The organism is Pleomorphovibrio marinus (assembly GCF_003347495.1).
Taxonomy (GTDB): Bacteria; Bacteroidota; Bacteroidia; order Cytophagales; family Cyclobacteriaceae; genus Pleomorphovibrio; species Pleomorphovibrio marinus.
This window is the reverse complement of record NZ_QCXY01000009.1, coordinates 229,763-251,136: the sequence shown is the minus strand read 5'-3', so window position 1 is coordinate 251,136 and position 21,374 is coordinate 229,763. Positions and strand designations below refer to the sequence as shown.

The window sequence follows — 21,374 nt, the reverse complement described above, 5'->3', positions numbered from 1 at the left end:
GCATGGGAATTGGTTAAATTGAAGAAATCATGTATAAATTTTAAATTTTACCCACTATGAGTTCTTTATTATATATCATCGCAGTTATCCTTGTAATAGGATGGATTTTTGGAGCCTTTGTTTATAGCGTAGGCGGATTGATTCACATTCTGCTTGTACTAGCTGTCATTGCAGTGCTATTTAGGCTTATTGGAGGCCGAACGGTTTGACCTATGATGGATCAAATTGACCAAACCTAGCCCGGAAGGGCAGTTGACCAACTTTATTGCACATTTTGGGAAAGGGAACAGAAAACCAACTGTTCCCTTTTTCTATGCTTTCTGCCACCAGTTTTTGGTATGCTCGGGGTTCATATCTAAAAATATGCTTAATTTTGGCAACCAAAAGCTCACCCATCTGACATGACACAAGAAAACTACCAGCAAAAAAAACTCGGAATTTTAGGGGGAGGACAGTTGGGGCGCATGGTGATACAGGCGGCCATCAACTATAATTTGGAGATACACATCCTGGACCCTGACTCCAACGCTCCTTGTAAGCACCTATGTCAATCCTTTTCCCAGGGGGATTTAAAGGATTTTGATACCGTATATGCCTTCGGCAAAGCGTGTGACGTCATTACGATAGAAATTGAGCATGTCAATACCGAGGCATTAGAAAAACTACAGGAGGAGGGAAAAAAGGTGTTTCCCCAACCACATATCATCCGGCTAATACAGGACAAGCGCTTGCAAAAACAATTCTATAAGGATAAGGGAATACCCACAGCCCCATTTTTGCTTACCGCAGATAAAGAGGCAGTGCGGGAGCATTCCTCCTTTTTGCCTGCCGTGCACAAGTTGGGCAGGGAGGGCTATGATGGAAGAGGAGTGCAGCTTATTAAATCAGAAAGGGATCTGGATAAGGCCTTTGAGGCTCCCGGCCTTTTGGAGAAGTTTGTTGATTTCGAAAAAGAATTGGCCGTAATTGTGGCCAGAAACGAAAAAGGGGAGACCAAAACCTTTCCCGTGGTGGAGTGTGCCTTTCATCCTGTACATAATCTGGTGGAATTCCTGTTTTCACCAGCAGAAATAGCGCCTTCCCTTGAAAAAGAAGCCAGGATCCTTGCCGAGAGGGTGATTGACCAACTTGGGATGGTGGGGATACTCGCGGTAGAGCTTTTTCTAACAAAGGAAGGGGAGCTTCTGGTCAATGAAATAGCGCCCCGCCCCCACAATAGTGGGCACCATACCATAGAAGCCAACTGGGTGAGTCAATTTGAACAGCATTTCAGGTCAGTCATGAACATGCCACTGGGCCACACTGAGGCAAGATCTCCCGCTGCCATGGTGAATGTACTTGGAGAGGAAGGCTATACCGGCGAAGCCCTGGTGGAAGGCATGGATGAGTTACTTGCCTCGGAGGGTGTTTTCATACACCTTTATGGAAAGAAATTGACCAAGCCCTTCAGGAAGATGGGCCATGTGACTGTTTTGGATGAAAACCTTTCGTCTTTAAAGGCAAAGGCCCAATTCATCAAGAAAACTATAAAAATAAAAGCCTAAAACATGAAGATACAAGTGGGGATTATCATGGGAAGTCAGTCGGACTTGCCCGTTATGGCCGAAGCGGCTAAAGTATTGGAAGAACTGGAAGTGGGCTATGAAATTACCATCGTATCTGCTCACCGTACACCCTTGCGAATGATTACCTATGCTGAAAAGGCAAAGGAAAGGGGAGTTAAAGTGATTATAGCGGGAGCAGGAGGAGCGGCCCATCTTCCTGGTATGGTAGCCTCCCTCACCACCCTGCCTGTGATAGGGGTACCCGTAAAGTCCTCCAACTCCATTGATGGCTGGGACAGTATTCTATCCATCCTGCAGATGCCTGCAGGGATTCCCGTGGCCACTGTTGCACTAAACGGCGCAAAAAATGCGGGGATTTTGGCCGCATCTATGGTGGGTGCCTACGAAGAAAAGGTGGGAGAAAACCTTTCCAGGTTCAAAGAGGGGCTTAAAATTAAAGTGGAGGAGACCGCCCAAAACCTGGAGGAAAAGGGGTGGAAAAGCCTTCTTGGAGAATAAAAAATATCCTCGTTGTGTCCCTTTGGCTGTATAAAACTTTTAGCCTAAGAGACTGCAAGGGGTATGGATGGTTGATTATTTCAGATTAAAAATTCAACCTTTTTGTTAAATTGGTGTACTTGGTTTATCTTTTATGCAGATTAACTCAAAATACCCCCTCAATGAAAGAAAGAATAAACACATCCTTGCATTCCATTAGCCTGGCATTGGTTTTTGCCTTATGTGCTTGGTATTTTATCGCTGCGGACATCGCTTTTTCCTATTTGCTTGTCCTTCTGGTGGTGGGTCTGATTATCATAGAAATCATTAGCCTGAGTATTATCTCCAGGGTTTACCCAGAGAAACACACCTCATTTAAGATAGGGATCATCGCTACACTTTTTATCCTGTTGGGAATCAAGTCCATGTTTCCTTCGTTTTTTGTGCCTCTTACCATAACGGTGATAGCCATTAATTTTCTTTATAATTTCTATACCAACAATAAGCGCAGGAAAGGGGCATTTAAACGTAGAAACCCCAGACGTAAAAGGTTTTAGGCATGAAATTTGGAGAATGGTATTTTTTAGGTCGGAAAATTGTAATTATGCAGATGAAATCTTCTCTAAATTTTGGAATAAGGGTTAGTTTAGTTCCCTTATTTCTATTGCTTATAATGGTAGGTATGCCTACCTTCAGCCATGGGCAGGAAAAGCTGAATAGGTTGGTAGAAGAAAGGGAACAACTACATAGGTCTTGGCAAGCCTCCGAGGAGCAAAAATCCGGTATTTTTGGGAACCGCACCAAAAAAGACATGATTACAACCAACGAGTGGATGGAAAGGATCATTAAGAAGGACAATCAAATTATGGCGGAACTGGAAATGTTGAAAAACATAGAGACAGCCGAGATTAGCAATGAAAAGGAGGATTATAAATACATAGCGCAAAAGCAGCAACATGATATTGATGTGCTTAAACGATCTTTAGCCAATAAGGAACAGGTTATTGCTGAAATTAAAGCCTCCAAAAGAAGCTATGAATGGGCGGTTTTTTTGCTCTCCCTCGCCGTCTTGGCAATGGGGATCTTGCATTACAGAAAAGTGAGAAAATCCAGGGAAAGCGTAATTATTTCAACAAATTTTTCCAGGCATAAACAAGCATAGGAAGTTCAGCGTAACTTTTTACCCCGGACTTTACCCCCTGAGTTTTCAGGTAGAGGTCGTTGGATCTTTTGGTCAATTCCAGAAACAGGGGGCGTATGGAAAGTACATTTTCCCTGATGGAAAGCAAGTCGTTGCGAATTCCGGGAGGTATATTTTCCACAAACGCCAAATAGCTGTTCTCGTTAATCCGGTAAAGGTCGTTGAGCTGATACCTAAAGAGCCTTAAATGCCCCGTATATTGTAACAAGGTGGAAGAACTGTTGGTACAGATGATCCAGGCTATGAAATTTGCCTCACCTTCATCGGTAATGCCGTAACTGTGGGCCATTTCGTGGGCCACAGTAAAGGGTTTTTCCAGGGGATGCAAACTTGGATCAATGTAACTCTCACCCGTAAAGGGAAAATAGATGCCATATATCCCCATTCTTCTCATAAATCCCGATGGGAAAAATTCCCTGGCTCGAGGCGAACCTGTATGGTTTAGTCCCAAAATGAGTAAATTACTTCCCATTTCCTCTCTCACGAACCTTTCCAAATCCGGGTAGGGAAGTATGTCTTCTATGGGAAAGGTATCCCTTTTGATGATAGGCCTGAGTTGTGTGAGTTGCTGAAGGGTAAATTCGATTTCCTCCACAAGTTTTTCCTCCCCCAAAGGCTCTGGGAAAATCCCCACTTGTTCGTACACCGGAACACGCTGATAATTATATCCCCAGAGGATCAAGAAGAAAAATACCAACAAGCCCAGCCCGTTGAGGCAATTCCTAAGGGCAAAGACAGCCTTATTCCTGATATCTGGGAGGTTTGCCAGACGATTAAGGCACAATACAAAAACAGCGAGCACCGAAAATAGAAATAGGTACACCGTTGGAAAAGGGAGCTTTGCCAGGGTAGCGTCAATTACATTCCTAATTACCGGAAAAAATGTCCGTGAATAATAGGCCTCAGTTATTTCGGGATTAAGCCTTGCCAGCCAGCGTAACAGCAATGCAGCCAATCCCAGAAATGCCCAAGTCCAGTTTCCCTTCCACATACCCTCCTCTGCCTCTAACTATCTTTGTCCATCAGACACCCTCGGCTTCCACGCCTTTCACCTCGTCTGGTAACATACGGGTGAGCAAGTTCTCTATCCCTGCTTTTAAGGTGACAGTACTGGAAGGACATCCGGAGCATGCTCCCTGCAGCAAGACTTTGACAATACCATCTTGGAAACTATGGAAAACAATAGCCCCGCCATCCTGCTCTACAGCGGGTCGGATATATTCATCCAAAATACCCTTGATTTTCTTTACCGTTTCTGAATCACTTTCATCAAACAAGGGGTCTTTGTCAAAATCCGCATTCACCACTTCTTTCCCATCCTCCAGATAGGACTTGATGTGGTTTCGGATCACATCCTGAATCTCCTGCCAGCTTACCTCCTCGCTCTTTGTGACCGTCACAAAGTTTGCCGCAATAAAAACCCTTTCCACTGAGGCGAAATTGAATAATTCTTGGGCCAAGGGTGAGTTTTTGGCGCTTTCTTGATCCGGGAAGTCAAAACTAATCCCATCTTCGGCCAACATGAAATTGGCCACAAACTTCAGAGAGTTTGGATTAGGATTGGCTTCCATATAGAGGTGTACAGGTCGCTTCTGTGCTTGTAGCATGTCTCAGATTTTGATGATTAATATATGGGCTTAACGCACCTTTTGGGCTTTGGGTTCATTGATAGTTGGGATTATGCTTCTGTAGTGGTAAGGGGGTTGGATTTACGGATCAGGCCATCGGGTAACTCCCCCTCGGTGGAGGCAACCACAGTACATACCATCGCGTCTCCCGTCACATTTACGATTGTCCTGAACATGTCCAAAATCCTGTCTGGTGCCAAAATAAGTGCTATTCCTGCCGCCGGAACCGAAATGGATTCCAACACGATGATCAACATGATGATACCCGCACCGGGCACACCTGCGGTGCCTATAGACGCCAATGTTGCGGTAAGCACTATCATAAGCTGTTGGGTGAGGCTGAGGTCAAGCCCCAGTGCCTGTGCGATAAATACAGCGGCAACACCTTGATACAAACTGGTGCCATCCATGTTAATGGTGGCTCCCAGGGGAAGCACAAAGCTGCTTACCTCTTCCGAAACCCCTAGTTCTTCTTCCACTTGTTTCATCGTAACCGGTAGGGTTGCTGAACTGGAGCTGGTGGTGAAGGCCAATAATTGCGCGGGGCGTATAGCCTTAAAAAAATCAAGGTATTTCACCTTAGTGAACATTTTTAAGATTAAGGGATAAGTGATGAGGATCATAAAAAACAAGCCACCCAAGACCACCAGGCTGTATTTCAGCAAAGCCAACAGCAACTCTATAGCCGAATCCGGATTGTCCCCGGTGATTTCTACTATAAGTGAAGCCATCAGCGCAAATACACCGTAGGGGGCAAGGAGCATGATAAATCCCACAATTTTGATAATAATATCGTTCAGCCCATCAAAAAATGCGATTACGGGGCTTCCTTTTTCTTTTGGTACTTGCAAGAGGGCAATCCCCACCAATATGGCAAAGAACACCACTTGCAGCATACTTCCATTGTCGGCGGCGGCACCAAACACGTTTTCCGGCACCATATCTACCAAGGGTTTGAGAGGGCTTTGCTCCCGCAATTCTTCCACCTGTGAGGTTTTATCCCCTACATTGTCATCGTAAAGGGTCATCAAATTGTCCCTGGTTTCTGTAGGCAGGCTTTTACCGGGGTTAAAGATATTTACGGCGATCAGGCCAAGGCTTACCGCAATCACGGTGGTCACCATGTAGGTAAGTATGGTTTTGCCACCAATTCTACTTAGTTTGGAAATATCCCCCAGGTTAGATACCCCCACAATAAGGGAAGCCAATACCAGAGGCACGGCGATCATTTTGAGGGAATTGATAAAAATGGTGCCTATGGGTTTTACGTAGTCAATGATAAAACCTGCCCCAATCCTAAATTGCACTACTGCTAAGCCCAAAAGCAAGCCCAATACCAAACCAATAATGATTTGGGTGTGAAGGGGTAATTTTTTTTTCATAAGTCAGTGGTTGTGTCCGTGAAGTGGTTAAATTACAATTTGCTCAATCTGTTCAAAAGCAGGAAATCGGCCAGCACCAGTGCGCACATGGCCTCTACGATGGGCACAGCCCTAGGCACCACGCAGGGGTCGTGCCTGCCCTTTCCGGAAACCGTAGTGCTTTCTCCTGCCTCGGTTACGCTTTCCTGGTCTTTCATGATGGTGGCCACAGGCTTGAAGGCCACTCGGAAATAGATGTCTTCACCATTGGAAATTCCACCCTGTATGCCTCCGGAGTGATTGGTTCTGGTGCGTACCCGCTCCCCTTCCATGAAAAAGGCATCATTATGCTCAGAACCCCGCATGCTCACCCCTTCAAAACCGGAGCCATACTCAAATCCTTTTACGGCATTAATGCTAAGCATGGCATGACCCAATGCAGCATGCAACCGGTCAAATACGGGCTCTCCAAGCCCCACAGGTACCCCTTGGGCCACGCAAGAAACCACCCCACCTATTGTGTCTCGACTTTTACGGACCTCATCGATTAATTCGATCATTTTTTCGGCCATTTCCGGGTCGGGACAGCGGACGATGTTTTCTTCTGTCTTGGAAAAGTCGAGTTCTTGGTAGGGTTTTTCCAGTTTCAGCGCACCAGTTTGGCTTACATAGGCATGTATGTCCACTCCGTAGTTCTTCAGGAGCATTTTGGCCACGGCACCCGCTGCCACCCTGGCGGCTGTTTCTCGGGCGCTGCTTCTGCCACCACCCCTATAATCACGGACACCAAATTTTTCCTGATAGGTGAAGTCCGCATGGGAGGGGCGGAATTTATCCGCGATATGGCTGTAATCCTTGCTTTTCTGGTCGGTGTTGAGAATGACGATGGCTATGGGCGTGCCCGTACTTTTGCCCTCAAAAACCCCGGAAAGAATTTGGATTTCGTCCTCTTCCTTTCTTTGCGTGGTGATTTTGGACTGCCCGGGCTTGCGCCTTTGCATTTCCTGGCGGATAAACTCCTCGTCTATAGCCACCCCAGCAGGGCAACCGTCAATAATGACTCCTAGGCCTTTGCCATGGGACTCACCGAAAGTGCTGATAGTGAATGCCCTACCGAAAGTATTGCGCATGTATTAATTTTTCTTATATAACAAAACTCCCAACAATACCACTGCTCCAAAAAGCAATAGATTGATAAAAACCGAAAAATAGTATTTATATTTTTGGTTTGAAAGTTTATTGTCCTCTACTTCTATCAGGTCATAGATGCCCCCCAGTCTGGAGGAGGAGATGGCTTGGTTGATCTTGCTCTCCCCAGAAACCGTAAGTAGGGCATTGGGTCTGAGGGTGTCGTACTTCTCCAGTGTAGGATTAAAATAGATCCACTCAAAATGATTTTTTAAGGCAACTTCTTCGGGTTCATTGATGGTGATAAAATAGCTAAACTCCTTCCTACCTGTTACTTTGCCCCTTCCCTTGTTGATTTGGATTTTCTCGTTGGGGTCAAAGGTGTTCAATCTTTGTACGTTCTTTTTCCTAGGCTGCCTGATGGAGCTGATGTTACCTTCTCCGGTAATGCCAAATTGATAGGTAATGCCCTCGCCAGTGGCCACTTCCTTTTCAGTAAAATTTTCCCTCAATTGGAAGCTCCCCACACTTACTTCGTTTTTAAGCGGATGCGGGGGAAGGGACTTCACCTTGATGGTTTTGGGTTGTGAGTAAAATGTCTTGAAATCCTGTAGCCTGTTGCTCCCAAAAAAGCTTGGGTTTCGGGCTACCTTGTATTTGATCATCTCCCATTCCACGGTGGGGAAGCTGATCTCCCCGGCATTGAAGGGAAAGAATGTGGCTTGGTACACCTTTAACTTAGTCCATCGCTTGCCGTTGAAATCCACCTTTTCGGGTTGAATGCTTGTGATGTTGAAGTTTTCCTCCCAGGCGTTGGAGGGCTTTATTTCGTTGATAATTTTTTCCAGTTGTTTACCGGGCTCATGAAAAGTAAAAGGGGCTTGGTTGGTTTCGGACATGTAGAAGGCCATGCTTACGTTAAACCCTTCTCCCACATAAACCTCGTCCTTGTCCACACTCAACGCAAAAAAGGCATCGTCCTCTACTTCCACGAATTCCGGTTCATCATTTCTATTGCCATTGCCAAAAAAATCGTCAAAAGGATCCAGAGCCCTCCCCCTGCTGGCCTGACCTCCCCTGGCATCCACCACATTGAGGGTTTGTCCGGAGGAGCTGATTTCCTTACCGTTTACGCTGATGGTAAAATCCTCCAGTTTAAATTGGCCTTTCCGGAGAGGTTTGTAATATTGGATGACACTGTTGGTGCTGCTCATCTGCCCATTTACAATGTTCATGGAAGAGCTTTGAGAGACACCTTGTTTCTGAAAACCGGGTATTTCTGGCAGTTGGTCGTAAGACCTGATTTTCTCCTCAGCTACAGTAATTTTTATGTTGAAGGTCTCATTAAGAGCCACTTCATTGGGTCCGAGTTCGATTTTGATCTGTTGAGCCTGGGTATGCAGGCAAACAGAGAGAGTGAACAATAATAAAAGAGGTAGGCTTTGCGTTAAAGACATATACGATCTTTGACAGAAGATTTGCAAATAAACAAGTTATTTTAAAACGAAACAAATCTAGTAAAGTATCGTAAATAGTGTTAAAATTATTTAAACTTAACTAAACCAAACTTAAACCAATGAACCATGATTGAATATGTTAAGACCATTTTGCTAAAGGTGAGTTTTGACAAGAAACTTTTCGAGAAGGAGTTGCGCAAGGGCCTAAATCTTTTGGTCCCCTCTGAAGTAGAGGAATTTAGAAATTGGTGTTATCAGACTTTTTCAAAAGTCTATAAACCAGTACTCAATAAGTATTTTGTGAAATTAGCTGGATAGTCCAGGACCCTCTTCTTCGGAAGGGGGTTTTTCCTTTAGGAACCTGATGTTCCTTTTTAGTCCCTCCCATTTTGTCCGCTTCAAGGCAGATTTTTGGAAAACCCTTCCGAATGTTTCCTCGGTAAGCTCTACCCAATCTTCGTTTTTCATTTCCCTCAAGTCTGGATGGGGCTGGAATTCCGGCTCATTGTGGGGTTTGGAAAACCGGTTCCAAGGACATACATCTTGGCAAATGTCGCATCCAAACATCCAGTTTTCGAATTTCCCTTTCATTTCATTGGGTAATTCCTCCTTCAGCTCTATGGTGAAATAGCTGATGCATTTGGATCCGTCGACCACCCCAGCCTGAGGGATGGCATCCGTGGGGCAAGCCTCTATACATTTGGTGCAGGTGCCACAATAATCCCCAGCAAAGGAAGCATCCGGAACCAGCGGCAGGTCAATGATTATTTCCGCCAGAAAAAAAAAGCTGCCCATATCCCGATTCAGAAGCAGGCTGTTTTTGCCCTGCCAACCTAAACCCGCCCGCTGGGCCCATTGCCGTTCCATTACCGGTGCACTATCTACAAAAACCCTTCCCCCGAAGTCCCCAATTTCCTCTCTTAGTACCTCAAGGAGTTTTTTGAGCTTGTCCTTGATGACAAAATGGTAATCCTTGCCATATGCATATTTGGCCAGTTTTAGGTCGTCTTTTTCTTCGGGGAGCTTATTATCCGGATAATAGTTATAAATTAAGCTTACCACGGATTTGGCACCCTCCACCAGCTTGCGAGGATCAAGACGCTTTTCAAAATGGTTGGCCATGTAGGCCATTTTTCCCTGATAGTTTCTGCTGAGCCACTCCTCTAGCCTTGGTGCCTCTTCTTCCAAAAAGGTAGCCTGGGCAATACCGCAGTGGTCAAAACCCATTTCCTTAGCTCTGGATTTAACGATTCTCGCGTATTTTTCTGCAGAAGACATGAATTAACCAAAAAGGGTTCCGGTACTTCCACCCGTTTCTGGCCGGATGTTTAGGTGTTTGTAGGCCAATTCTGTAGCCGTTCTTCCCCTGCTGGTTCTTTTTAAATAGCCTTCCTGGATCAAAAAGGGCTCGTACACCTCCTCAATGGTTTCTGCTTCCTCCCCACAGGCTGTGGCAATGGTGGAGAGCCCTACAGGGCCTCCTCTGAATTTCTGGATTATGGTATTCAAGATGCGGTTATCCATCTCATCCAGTCCATTTTCGTCTACGTCCAAGGCGTTCAAGGCAATTTTTGAAATGGGTAAATTGATGTTGCCATCCCCCTTAATTTCCGCAAAATCCCTAGTCCTGCGCAATAGCATGTTGGCGACTCTGGGGGTGCCCCTGCTTCTGCGCGCAATTTCGAAGGCCGCCTCCTCCGTAATGGGGGTGCCCAAGATACTTGCTGACCGGATTACAATGTCCGTCAATAATTTAGCATCGTAATATTCCAACCTGGCGTTTATGCCGAATCTGGCCCTCAAAGGGGAGGTCAGCAAGCCTGAGCGCGTGGTGGCTCCGATAAGGGTAAAAGGATGCAGGGATATTTGTACGGAGCGGGCATTGGGCCCCGAATCCAGCATTATGTCTATCCTGAAATCTTCCATTGCGGAATAAAGGTATTCCTCCACGATGGGGTTAAGCCTGTGTATTTCATCTATGAAAAGTACATCCCCATCCTCCAGGTTGGTAAGCAACCCAGCCAAGTCGGATGGTTTATCCAGCACTGGGCCGGAGGTGATTTTAAGGCTTGAACCCAGCTCATTGGCGATGATGTGGCTGAGTGTGGTTTTTCCCAGCCCAGGGGGGCCGTGCAAAAGCACATGATCTAGGGATTCTGCCCTTTTTTTTGCAGCCAATACATATACTTTGAGGTTGTCCACGATTTTTTGCTGACCCGTAAAGTCGTCAAAACTTAGCGGGCGAAGTGCTTTTTCCACTTCCTTGTCCGCATGGCTCATGCCTTCATCGTCTCCACTCAGATAATCTTCTCTCATACCTTGGGGGTTACTGGCACAAATATAGGGAATTCATCCATGGGATAAACGGGTTTTGGAATTGACACTTTTGCACATGGGTATATAGGGCGTTTTTCCGAGGAATTAAAAAATTTAGGTTTAACTTTCGGGAAAATTATAATCAGCCTAGGGAACATGCATTCAAACGCCAGAAAGAACATCATTTACAGTATTATCTTACTAATTGTGGTGTTTTTAGTTTACCTATACCGACAACAAGATTCAAGGCCCAAAGAGTCAATTACTCCCCAACAACAAAGAATGGTGGTTACCGGGAGCACCATGGGGACCACTTATAGGGTGGTGTATCTTGACGAACAGCGGAGGGACTTTAAAAAGGGCATTGATTCCTTACTAAGGGTATTTAACCAATCCCTTTCTACCTATATTCCAGATTCCGAGCTCAGCAGGTTTAATATGGAGGATTCCATACGCTTTAACTTGCCATACTTTTACCCGGTACTGAAAGTCAGCAAAGAGGTGTATGAGCAAACGGAAGGTGCCTTTGACCCGACTGTTGGGCCGTTGGTAAATACCTGGGGATTTGGGCCGGACAGTGCCAGCAGAAAGGACAGTACAGCCATAAGAGAACTCCTGAAGGTGGTGGATTTTGACCTTGTGGAATTTGACAGCCTGGGGGCAAAAAAGCGCAACCCCGAAGTTTATCTTGATTTCAGTGCCATCGCAAAGGGGTATGGGGTGGACGTGCTGGCTGCATACTTGCAAGAAAAAGGCATTTCTGACATGCTGGTGGAAATAGGCGGGGAGCTGGTAGCAAGGGGTGAAAACGAAAACGGGGAACTCTGGCGCGTAGGTGTTTCCCAACCCGACGAAAAAGGGAAGGCAGAGGAACTATACAGCATCATAGCTTTGGATAACCAGGCCTTGGCTACTTCCGGGAATTACCGCAACTTTTATGTGGTGGATGGACAGAAATTTTCCCATACCATAAACCCAATTACCGGATATCCGGTGCAGCACGGATTGCTTTCTGCCACTGTATTGGCCAAAGACTGCATGCTAGCAGATGCTTATGCCACGGCCATGATGGTGATAGGCACTCAAGCTTCCATAGAACTACAAAAAAAGGTTGCAGACTTAGAAATCCTATTAATTTACAATGACGAAGAGGGGCAGGTAAAATCCTTTGTTAGCCCCGGCTTGGAGCCCTTTATCACCATGGTAAAGGAGGATAAAGAAAATAGCGAAGACAACTAGCCAATTATTATGACCTGGAACTTTATCATTCTTTTTTTCACTTCACTGGCGGCAGGTAGCTTGGCGGTCTTTATTCCCCAATGGAAGGAAAAGGACTTTAAAATGGCCCTGATTTTTGCAGGTGCCTATTTGTTTTCCATCACTATACTGCACTTGCTTCCCGAGTTGTTTGCCGACCACGAATCGGCTTACTTTATGGGGCTTTATGTTCTCTTGGGGTTCCTGTTACAGCAGGTATTGGATTATTTATCCTCCGGGATTGAACATGGGCACATCCATCATCCTGGTGGCCACGGTATGGGGAATTCAGTTTGGACCTTGATGATAGGCTTGTTTCTTCATGCTTTTTTGGAAGGAACCCTTTTGTCCAAGCAACCTACCCTGCTGCACCACCATCACGGGAGCGAGACCCTGTTAATAGGTATTCTGCTTCATAAAATGCCAGAAGCTTTTGCCTTGGTGGCCGTACTGCTCACCAGGCTTAACAAAAAAAAGACCTTTATCCTTTTGGTGTTGTTTTCATTGGCCTCACCGCTTGGGATGTTATCCACGGACTGGCTTTATGGCAACGCAGTAATTGGGGCAGGAGCCATCAACGTTTTGTTTGGATTGGTGGCAGGAGGGTTTCTGCATATTTCTACCACCATATTTTTTGAAAGCAGCCCCCAGCATAAGTTTCAGTTAAGAAAACTCCTGATCATCCTGCTTGCTTCCGGATTGGCAATCCTTTCGGAATATATTATTTGAATTAAGTGAAAGCGATGGTTATTCTGGAACTTGGAGTTATTTCTTTTCTTTGTTGGATTTATTTAACTAGCTTAAAATTTAATGTTAAATTCAACTTTCAACTGGACCTTTCAATTTAAATTAGAGGAGATGATTAATTGTGCTTAATTTGTGGTCTTGTTTATTATTTCAATGACTTTCCCCATAAACCATGGATGAACACAAACAACGAATGAAGTACTATTGGAAAAGGAACATTAGGATAGTACTTTCCCTGCTTGCCGTCTGGTTTCTAGTTTCTTTTGGCTTCGGTATTCTTATGGTAGAACCATTAAATGCCATCAGAGTCGGAGGCTTCAAGTTGGGGTTTTGGTTTGCCCAGCAGGGATCCATTTTTTCTTTTGTAGTCCTCATCTTTATTTATGTTTACAAGATGAACAAATTGGATGAAGAGTTTGATGTAAACGAAAAGTAACCCCAAAATCATGGATATATTAACCTGGACCTATCTTTTGGTAGGGTTTTCTTTTGCCATTTACATTGGCATTGCCATTTACACGAAGGCTTCTTCCACCAAGGAATTTTATACCGCCGGAGGAGGGGTTTCCCCCCTTGCCAACGGCATGGCTACGGCGGCGGACTGGATGTCTGCTGCCTCCTTTATTTCCATGGCCGGGATCATAGCCTTCTCAGGATATGATGGGTCGGTTTACCTGATGGGCTGGACCGGGGGCTATGTTTTGCTTGCCCTACTGCTCGCCCCCTATCTCCGGAAGTTCGGGAAATTCACGGTTCCTGACTTTGTGGGAGACAGGTACTATTCGAACAAGGCCAAAATAGTGGCAGTGATCTGTGCGCTCTTCATTTCATTCACCTATGTGGCCGGACAAATGAGAGGGGTGGGCATCGTGTTTTCTAGGTATCTGGAGGTGGATATCAACACTGGTGTGATCATAGGGATGACCATAGTGTTTTTCTATGCGGTTCTTGGGGGCATGAAGGGGATCACCTATACCCAAGTTGCCCAATACTGTGTGCTGATTTTTGCTTTTATGGTCCCTGCTATCTTTGTGTCCATGCAGTTGACCAGCAATCCCGTGCCCCAACTGGGCTTAGGAGGTACTGTGGAAGGTGGGGAATACCTATTGGATAAACTGGACGGAGTGCTTACGGACCTCGGCTTTCATGAATATACCACAGGTCGCAAACCAACTGCTGATATTTTTGCTATCACCCTGGCCCTGATGGTGGGTACTGCTGGCTTGCCACACGTGATCGTTCGTTTCTTTACGGTACCTAGGGTGAAAGATGCCCGTTTATCAGCGGGATATGCATTGGTTTTTATTGCCATCTTATACACTACGGCACCTGCGGTGGCTGCATTTGGGATTTATAATGCTATTGACACGGTGGCAGGCCAACCTGTTGACCAACTTCCAGAGTGGGTGGGTAATTGGCAAAAAACCAACCTGATTACGGTGGAGGACAAGGATAGGGATGGGTTTGTCCAATATACCCCCTATCAAGACACCAATGAACTTAATATCGACAAGGACATCATGGTGCTGGCAGCACCAGAAATTGCCAACCTGCCCAATTGGGTGGTTGGTTTGGTGGCAGCTGGAGGGATGGCCGCTGCCCTTTCCACGGCCGCAGGTTTACTTTTGGTCATCTCCACTGCGGTATCCAGGGACCTTTTTAGGACCTTTTCCCCCTCCATGACCGAAAAAAGGGAATTGTTGATCGCTAGGATAGCTGCGGCCACAGCGGTGGTCATTGCCGGTTATTTTGGGGTAAATCCCCCTGGTTTTGTGGCGGAAGTAGTGGCATTTGCCTTTGGGCTTGCTGCGGCATCCTTTTTCCCAGTAATCATCATGGGAATATTCTCCACCCGCATGAACAAGGAGGGGGCCATAGCCGGGATGCTTTGTGGTTTAATTTTCACTCTGAGCTATATCATCTATTTTAAATTCATTCATCCTGAGCTTAACACCATGGAGCATTGGTGGTTTGGTGTTTCCCCGGAAGGTATAGGCTCTTTGGGGATGGCGATCAATTTCCTGGTTTGCTATTTGGTTTCAATGGTCACACCGGCTCCTCCCCAAAAGGTACAGGATATCATACAAGATATCAGGATTCCAAGGGGGGCGGGATCCGCCCACGACCACTAGTCTAGATACATGCCTGATTTATGGAAAAAATAAGCTATTTTAACGTTATCAAAACCTAAAATAAATTGAGTTATGAGTGATAGGATTCACACCCTTAGTGGTTATTTTCATGAATATCAGAAAAGTATTGCACAGCCTGAGGAATTTTGGGCCAGAGTAGCCGATTCCTTTCATTGGAAAAAACGCTGGGATAAAGTGTTGGAGTGGGACTTTGACGGACCGGATGTAAAATGGTTCCAGAACGCCAAACTTAACATCACCGAAAATATCTTAGAGCGACACCTTTATACTTTGGGAGATAGGCCTGCTATTATTTGGGAGCCTAATGAACCGGATGAGGAGGGCAGGACATTGACCTATAAGGAGCTTTACTTGGAGGTCTGTCGGTTTGCCAATGTACTTTTGGGGAAAGGTGTCAAGAAAGGCGACAAAGTAATCATTTATATGCCTATGGTCCCAGAGGCCGCAATCGCAATGCTGGCCTGCGCTAGGGTAGGGGCGGTCCACTCAGTGGTGTTCGCCGGGTTTTCCAGCACCTCCCTTTCAGACAGGATCAATGATTGCGAGGCTAAGATGGTACTCACCTCCGACGGCAATTTTAGGGGTTCCAAATCTATACCTGTAAAGGCTGTGGTGGATGAGGCCTTGGAGAAAACCTCGACGGTGGAATCGGTAATCGTGTATCAAAGGACCAAAACAGAAGTGGATATGAAATCCGGTAGGGACTACTGGTGGCATGAAAGCCTAGAGGGAGTCTCAGCAGAAAACGAGGCAGCCGAGATGGATAGCGAGGATTTACTTTTTATCCTTTATACCTCCGGCTCCACCGGTAAACCCAAAGGCGTGGTACATACTTGTGGGGGATACATGGTCTATTCCAAATACAGTTTCGAAAATGTCTTCCAGTACTCCCCTGGGGATGTGTATTGGTGCACCGCGGATATTGGCTGGATCACAGGCCACTCCTACATTGTGTACGGGCCTCTATTGGCAGGAGCCACCTCCATCATGTTTGAAGGGGTGCCTACCTATCCGGATGCAGGACGGTTTTGGTCCATTGTGGACAAATATAAAGTAAACCAGTTTTATACAGCACCCACTGCCATTCGAGCCCTACAGGCAAAGGGTACAGACCCCATCAAACCCTACTCCCTGAAATCACTAAAAGTTTTGGGATCAGTGGGGGAACCTATCAACGAGGAAGCCTGGCACTGGTACCATACCCATATAGGCAAGACCCGATGCCCTATAGTAGACACTTGGTGGCAGACGGAGACGGGAGGGATAATGGTTTCACCCTTAGCGGGGATCACCCCAACCAAACCCGCTTATGCTACCTTGCCCTTACCAGGAGTGCAACTGGCCATTATGGACCCCGAAGGCAACGAACTTACCGGGAATTCTGTGGAAGGGAACCTCTGTATTAAGTTTCCATGGCCAGGCATGATCAGGACTACCTATGGGGATCATGAGCGATGCAAGCAAACCTATTTTGCCACGTACAAAAACCATTATTTCACTGGTGATGGAGTGAAGCGTGACCACGACGGCTATTACAGGATCCTTGGCCGCGTGGATGATGTGATCAATGTCTCTGGCCACAGAATGGGAACTGCAGAGGTGGAAAATGCCATCAATGAGCACCCCCTTGTGGTAGAATCCGCTGTGGTAGGATACCCTCACCAAGTCAAAGGTCAAGGTATTTATGCCTATGTGATCTGCGATATGAAAAACAGAACAAAGGAAAACTTGGTTGGAGAAATAAAGGATACCGTTACCAAGATTATTGGCCCCATAGCCAAACCGGATAAAATCCAGATAGTATCAGGTCTGCCCAAGACCAGATCTGGAAAAATCATGAGGAGGATATTGAGAAAAGTAGCAGAAGGTAACATGGACAACCTTGGCGACACTTCTACCCTTTTGGACCCAGAAGTTGTGGAACAAATTATTGAGGGAAGAGTAGAGTAATCTTATCAGGAGAACAGACCTATGGCGGGATTTCAGGGGCATTTTTGTCCTTGGGTTCCGCCTTTTATGCCTTTACGCTGAAACCACTATTAGTATGGCAAAAAACGTCATTGTCAATCGGGTTAAGGAGTTTTTGCAAAAATACCCCCCTTTTAGTTTCCTAAAAGAGGAAACCTTGTTTGCTGTGGCCACAGGGGTGGAAGTGATGTACTTCGAAGAGGGGGAATACCTCTTTAGAAAGGGAGACCCTGCCCGGCCTCATTTTTTTATTGTGAAGGAGGGAGCCATCAGCCTCAATGAAGAAAGGGAGGGACAGGCCACCACTGTAGAATATTGCGATGAAGGGGATGTTTTTGGGGTTTTGGCACTCCTTGGAAAGCGGCCTTATATCCTTCATGCCCAAGCCAATGAAAACAGTTTGGTTTATGCCATTCCCGTTCAGGTGTTTGAGGCTATTCTAAAGGAAAACAGCAGGGTAGCCACTTATTTTGCTGCGGGTTTTGCCTCTGGGCAGGTGGTGGTACGTTCAGACCTTTCTTCCTCCAAAAAGGCCAGGACACTTTTTAATGATCCCACCAAGGACACGGGATTGTTGATGTTTTCTGGCCAATCCGGACTTAAGTTCTCCTCCCCCGTGATTTCTTGCCTCAAGGGAACTTCCGTTGGGGAGGCAGCCAGGACGATGAGTGAAAAAAGCATAGGATCCATTGTGGTGAGAAATGAACAAAACTATGCCTTGGGAATTGTCACGGATAAGGATTTAAGAAAAAGGCTTATCGCTAAAGGACTTCCTTATACCACTAAGGTGGAGTACATCATGAGTAGTCCCGTGATCACCATTGCACAGCAGGTGGATTTTGCCCAGGCATATCTGAAAATGGTCAAGAATCGGGTTCACCATTTACTTATCACAGAAGATGGTTCAGTCGCCAGTCCCATGGTGGGTCTTATCTCCAACCATGACATTTTGCTTTCACAGGGTAACAGCCCAGCAGTAATCATCAATACCCTCCAACATAGCCTAGAGGTAAAGGAAATTGCCCAGTTAAGGCAGCAGTCTGAGGCCTTATTGAAGTATTATTTGGAAAATGAGGTGAGTATAGACTTTGTGGCAGGCATTATCACAGAGATCAATGACGTAATCGTACAGAGGGCCATGAGTATGGCTCAATCCATCCATAAAGAGGAATTTCCTGAAATGCAGGATGTTGGGTTTTGCTTTTTGGGCTTGGGGTCGGAGGGAAGAGGGGAGCAATTGCTCCGGACTGACTTGGACAACGCCATCATCTTCGAAGACGTTCCGAAAGCCTTGGAACAAACAGCTTCCAATTATTTTCACCTGATCGCCAGGGATGTTATTGACGTGTTACTTGCATGTGGTTTTCATACTTGCCCCGCAGAAATGATGGCCAATAACCCGCGTTGGTGCCAGCCCCTGTCGGTATGGAAGGGCTACTTCAGCAAATGGATTAGAGAACCCGACCAGCCCTCCCTTATGATGGCCACCGTCTTTTTTGATTTCAGGCCTGTGGCGGGAAAATCTGAATTAGCAGAGGCCTTAACCTCGCACATTTACGGGGAAATAGAAAAACACAAGTTGTTTCTCAATTTTTTGGCTAAAAATGCCTTACTTAATCCTCCTCCATTGGGGTTTTTCAGGAATTTTCTGGTGGAAAAATCAGGAGAACATAGAGATAAGTTCGATATTAAGTTAAGGGCAATGATGCCCTTAGCAGATATGGGTAGGCTCTTAGTACTTAGCCATAGGGCGGTGGGGATCAATAATACCTTCAAGCGCTATGAAATGCTGGCTACCCTAGAGCCAAAACAGGAGGCTTTGTTTCTAGAAGCTGGCCAGGCCTATGAGATATTCATGCGAATAAGGGCTATAGAAGGATTGGAAACACAATCCTCAGGAAGGTATATACAACCCGAAAAGCTGGGGAAATTGCAGCGACAACTACTTAAAAACGCCTTTTTGCCCATTGAGGAATTGCAAAAGATGATAAGGGTAAGGTTTCAGTTGGATTACTTTGGTAGCTGATGGATTGGTCTTCACTTTTCGGTATCAGGAGAATCAAACCCAGGGATTTTGTGCTGAGGTTCAAAGAGCATTCGGAGAGAAAAATACCAAATAGCAGGCGGATTGAGGAACTCAGCTTTCTGGTGGTCGACACGGAAACCACGGGACTGGACCCTAAAAGGGATTTTATTCTTTCTTTTGGTTCTATAGAGGTACGAAGGTTGACCATTCCTGTGCAATCAGCAAAAGAATACTACCTGAAAACCAAAAAACTGGGCAAGGAGGCCATAAAGGTACATGAGATCGTAAACCAATCTCTTACAGTAAGTAGGGAAAGGATGGTTAGGGAGTTTTTGGCTGATGCGGAAGGAAAAATCCTTGTGGGGCATCATCTGGGATTTGACCTTTCCATGATGGAGAAGGCAGGTCGCTCCTTTGGCCTCAGAAAAATCAACTCACCTCGTCTGGACACCATGGATTTGGCCATAAGGTTGGATATGGGGCCTCACTTTGACCCCAGGATGGTGGAGTACAAACGCTATTCTTTGGACAAGCTTTGTAGCCGATTCCGAATTCCCTTAGAGGATAGGCATACGGCCGCGGGGGATGCACTGCTTACCGCACAATTATTAATAAGACTGTTAAAGTCGGCTAGAGGAGCAGGTATTTTGACTTATGCTGACCTTATGGGGTAAGTTATGGTTTCAGTTGCACCTGAATATCTCCGCTGGATTTCACGTACATGCGGATGTCCTCCTCCGTAGGATAGATCCCTGCCACAGAAAGGATGGGGTTTTGAAGACCGATATTGGCAAAGGCAGTTTGCCAGGTGCCTATTTGTTCCAGTTCTTTTTTTGCTTCGGCCATATATTCCCCGATGGGGAAAACGGCCTGCTTTTCAATAGCATTGAGTATTTTTCTCCGCTTTAACCAATTAGCGGAATTGGTAAGAAAGTTGGCGGTATTGATCTCAAATTCCACCTCTTCGAAAACGATGGCTTCCCTTTCGGGATCAAAGACGGGCTTGCCCACCAGGTGCAGCACCCCTTCAATGTCTCTTTTATTTTCCCGAATGGCATTGAACTCCATGCTTACTAAGGCCTTGCTGCCGTAGGGTTGGGTGGAAAAAGAGGCTGGGATCAATTGGGTTTTGCTATCCACCCTGAAGCTTTTTCCCACCATCTCCTGGTTGAGGTAGTTGGAAATGGTCTTGTAAGAAAGAGCTAAGGGAAGGGTGATTTCCATTTGGCTGGAAGTGGAGGAGTTGGGGCTGACATCCGGGAGCCCGTTTTTGCCCATGGCCGGAGGGCTGCCTACCTGGCTGAGTACTTCCCCCTCCATGCCGATGTTTAAGACCAAATGCTGGTCCATTGTAAACTCCTCTTGAATCCTCATTTTTTCCGGGATAGTCACCATGAACAGGTCCATCTGGTCGTTTTTAAGGTGGATAGGCTGGCCATAGGCTTGCCAAGTTTGCTCAGCCAGCTTTTTGAGGCTAAGTCTATTTAGGCCCTGGCTTACCAGCTCCTGCTCAATCAAGGTCTTAAGTTGTTTTTTTATCAGGGGTTCTAGGTTCACCTCATATCCCAGTAAGTTATAGGTAAGGGGTTTTCCCCAGCTTTCTAGCTCTAGATCCATAATGGTGACATTCCAATTTTTATCTATTCCGGGTTTGAAGCTGACTTGGGGGGTCAGATTTTCTTCAAAAGGCAGGGAAGCGGAAACAGGTTGGCCGAAGATCTTTTTTTCTAGTTTGACCTTTCCATCCAGATGCACAGGCATTGAAAGCCGGAGTCTTCCCCCTTCTATTGCCCTTAGGACGATTTGTCCGGTTTTGTCCACATCCACGTCCGAAAAAAGCCCTGATGCGATTTCCAGGCCCCTTTCCGAAAAGAGCCTTCCTTGCAGGTTTTGGTTGAGCTCTTTCTCCAGTTTTGCCAATGGGATGCTGAGCGATAGGTTGACCTCCGAGGAGGCCTTTGGCAGTTGGTGGCTTTCCCCGGCTAGTGGAGGTTTATCCGGATTGATCCTTTTACAGGAAAAAAGAAGTGAAAGGCCTGTGCTGACAAGTAAGACCAAAAGGGTTCGACTGAAATTTTTATTCATAATGG

General features: G+C 46.0%; 21 protein-coding genes. 13 read left to right on the top strand and 8 right to left on the bottom strand.

Annotated features, from left to right (window positions below; translation table 11 throughout):
• Positions 1-56: 56 nt before the first annotated feature.
• From DB520_RS20135 to DB520_RS20110, 5 genes are all read left to right on the top strand, one after another.
• Entirely contained in the window at positions 57-209 is a 153-nt protein-coding gene (locus DB520_RS20135) for a lmo0937 family membrane protein (RefSeq protein ID WP_114751569.1), read from the top strand.
• Positions 210-401: 192 nt separating this feature from the next.
• Entirely contained in the window at positions 402-1,544 is a 1,143-nt protein-coding gene (locus DB520_RS20125) for a 5-(carboxyamino)imidazole ribonucleotide synthase (RefSeq protein ID WP_114751567.1), read from the top strand.
• Between the two features lie 3 nt (positions 1,545-1,547).
• On the top strand, positions 1,548-2,063 hold the full coding sequence (purE, locus tag DB520_RS20120; protein WP_114751566.1) for a 5-(carboxyamino)imidazole ribonucleotide mutase: 516 nt from the start codon (positions 1,548-1,550) through the stop codon (positions 2,061-2,063).
• A 161-nt stretch (positions 2,064-2,224) separates the two neighbouring features.
• On the top strand, positions 2,225-2,599 hold the full coding sequence (locus DB520_RS20115; protein WP_114751565.1) for a hypothetical protein: 375 nt from the start codon (positions 2,225-2,227) through the stop codon (positions 2,597-2,599).
• Between the two features lie 53 nt (positions 2,600-2,652).
• Positions 2,653-3,204 carry a Clp protease ClpB gene (locus tag DB520_RS20110; RefSeq protein ID WP_232835070.1) on the top strand — a complete coding sequence of 184 codons (552 nt, stop codon included), beginning with the start codon at positions 2,653-2,655 and terminating at the stop codon, positions 3,202-3,204.
• Here DB520_RS20110 and DB520_RS20105 read toward each other — a convergent pair.
• From DB520_RS20105 to DB520_RS20085, 5 genes are all read right to left on the bottom strand, one after another.
• A complete protein-coding gene (locus tag DB520_RS20105; protein WP_114751564.1) occupies positions 3,167-4,234 on the bottom strand; it encodes a DUF3810 domain-containing protein in 1,068 nt (355 codons plus the stop codon). The two genes, DB520_RS20110 and DB520_RS20105, sit on opposite strands and share 38 nt — an antisense overlap.
• Before the next feature lie 31 nt (positions 4,235-4,265).
• On the bottom strand, positions 4,266-4,850 hold the full coding sequence (locus tag DB520_RS20100; RefSeq protein WP_114751563.1) for a NifU family protein: 585 nt from the start codon (positions 4,848-4,850) through the stop codon (positions 4,266-4,268).
• A gap of 71 nt (positions 4,851-4,921) precedes the next feature.
• Positions 4,922-6,253 carry a dicarboxylate/amino acid:cation symporter gene (locus DB520_RS20095; protein WP_114751562.1) on the bottom strand — a complete coding sequence of 444 codons (1,332 nt, stop codon included), beginning with the start codon at positions 6,251-6,253 and terminating at the stop codon, positions 4,922-4,924.
• A gap of 32 nt (positions 6,254-6,285) precedes the next feature.
• The gene (gene aroC / locus DB520_RS20090) at positions 6,286-7,362 is read right to left on the bottom strand and encodes a chorismate synthase (RefSeq protein ID WP_114751561.1); all 1,077 of its coding nucleotides are present in this window, start codon (positions 7,360-7,362) and stop codon (positions 6,286-6,288) included.
• A 3-nt stretch (positions 7,363-7,365) separates the two neighbouring features.
• Positions 7,366-8,817 (bottom strand): BatD family protein, encoded by a 1,452-nt coding sequence (locus tag DB520_RS20085; RefSeq protein WP_114751560.1) that lies wholly within the window; start codon positions 8,815-8,817, stop codon positions 7,366-7,368.
• A 126-nt stretch (positions 8,818-8,943) separates the two neighbouring features.
• Between DB520_RS20085 and DB520_RS20080 the strand changes: the two genes are divergently transcribed.
• Positions 8,944-9,135: a hypothetical protein gene (locus DB520_RS20080; protein ID WP_114751559.1), complete on the top strand. Its 192-nt coding sequence runs from the start codon at positions 8,944-8,946 to the stop codon at positions 9,133-9,135.
• Here DB520_RS20080 and queG read toward each other — a convergent pair.
• Positions 9,124-10,095, bottom strand: a complete 972-nt coding sequence (gene queG, locus DB520_RS20075) for a tRNA epoxyqueuosine(34) reductase QueG (protein WP_114751558.1) — start codon at positions 10,093-10,095, stop codon at positions 9,124-9,126. The genes DB520_RS20080 and queG overlap by 12 nt on opposite strands.
• A 3-nt stretch (positions 10,096-10,098) precedes the next feature.
• A complete protein-coding gene (ruvB, locus tag DB520_RS20070; protein ID WP_114751557.1) occupies positions 10,099-11,133 on the bottom strand; it encodes a Holliday junction branch migration DNA helicase RuvB in 1,035 nt (344 codons plus the stop codon).
• A gap of 156 nt (positions 11,134-11,289) precedes the next feature.
• On the opposite strand from ruvB, the gene DB520_RS20065 reads away from it, so the two are divergent.
• From DB520_RS20065 to DB520_RS20035, 7 genes are all read left to right on the top strand, one after another.
• Entirely contained in the window at positions 11,290-12,372 is a 1,083-nt protein-coding gene (locus tag DB520_RS20065; RefSeq protein ID WP_114751556.1) for an FAD:protein FMN transferase, read from the top strand.
• Positions 12,373-12,381: 9 nt separating this feature from the next.
• Positions 12,382-13,119, top strand: coding sequence for a ZIP family metal transporter (locus DB520_RS20060; RefSeq protein ID WP_114751555.1), 738 nt, complete (start codon positions 12,382-12,384; stop codon positions 13,117-13,119).
• Positions 13,120-13,309: 190 nt separating this feature from the next.
• Positions 13,310-13,573: a DUF4212 domain-containing protein gene (locus DB520_RS20055; RefSeq protein WP_114751554.1), complete on the top strand. Its 264-nt coding sequence runs from the start codon at positions 13,310-13,312 to the stop codon at positions 13,571-13,573.
• Positions 13,574-13,583: 10 nt separating this feature from the next.
• Positions 13,584-15,269 carry a sodium:solute symporter family protein gene (locus DB520_RS20050; RefSeq protein WP_114751553.1) on the top strand — a complete coding sequence of 562 codons (1,686 nt, stop codon included), beginning with the start codon at positions 13,584-13,586 and terminating at the stop codon, positions 15,267-15,269.
• A 72-nt stretch (positions 15,270-15,341) separates the two neighbouring features.
• Positions 15,342-17,240: an acetate--CoA ligase gene (acs, locus tag DB520_RS20045; protein WP_114751552.1), complete on the top strand. Its 1,899-nt coding sequence runs from the start codon at positions 15,342-15,344 to the stop codon at positions 17,238-17,240.
• Between the two features lie 94 nt (positions 17,241-17,334).
• Complete coding sequence (locus tag DB520_RS20040; RefSeq protein ID WP_114751551.1) at positions 17,335-19,284, top strand: DUF294 nucleotidyltransferase-like domain-containing protein; 1,950 nt, start codon at positions 17,335-17,337, stop codon at positions 19,282-19,284.
• Positions 19,284-19,958 carry a 3'-5' exonuclease gene (locus DB520_RS20035; protein ID WP_114751550.1) on the top strand — a complete coding sequence of 225 codons (675 nt, stop codon included), beginning with the start codon at positions 19,284-19,286 and terminating at the stop codon, positions 19,956-19,958. The genes DB520_RS20040 and DB520_RS20035 overlap by 1 nt, the downstream gene beginning before the upstream one ends.
• A gap of 1 nt (position 19,959) precedes the next feature.
• On the opposite strand, the gene DB520_RS20030 is transcribed toward DB520_RS20035, so the two are convergent.
• Positions 19,960-21,369 (bottom strand): DUF4403 family protein, encoded by a 1,410-nt coding sequence (locus DB520_RS20030; protein WP_157972175.1) that lies wholly within the window; start codon positions 21,367-21,369, stop codon positions 19,960-19,962.
• Positions 21,370-21,374: the final 5 nt, after the last annotated feature.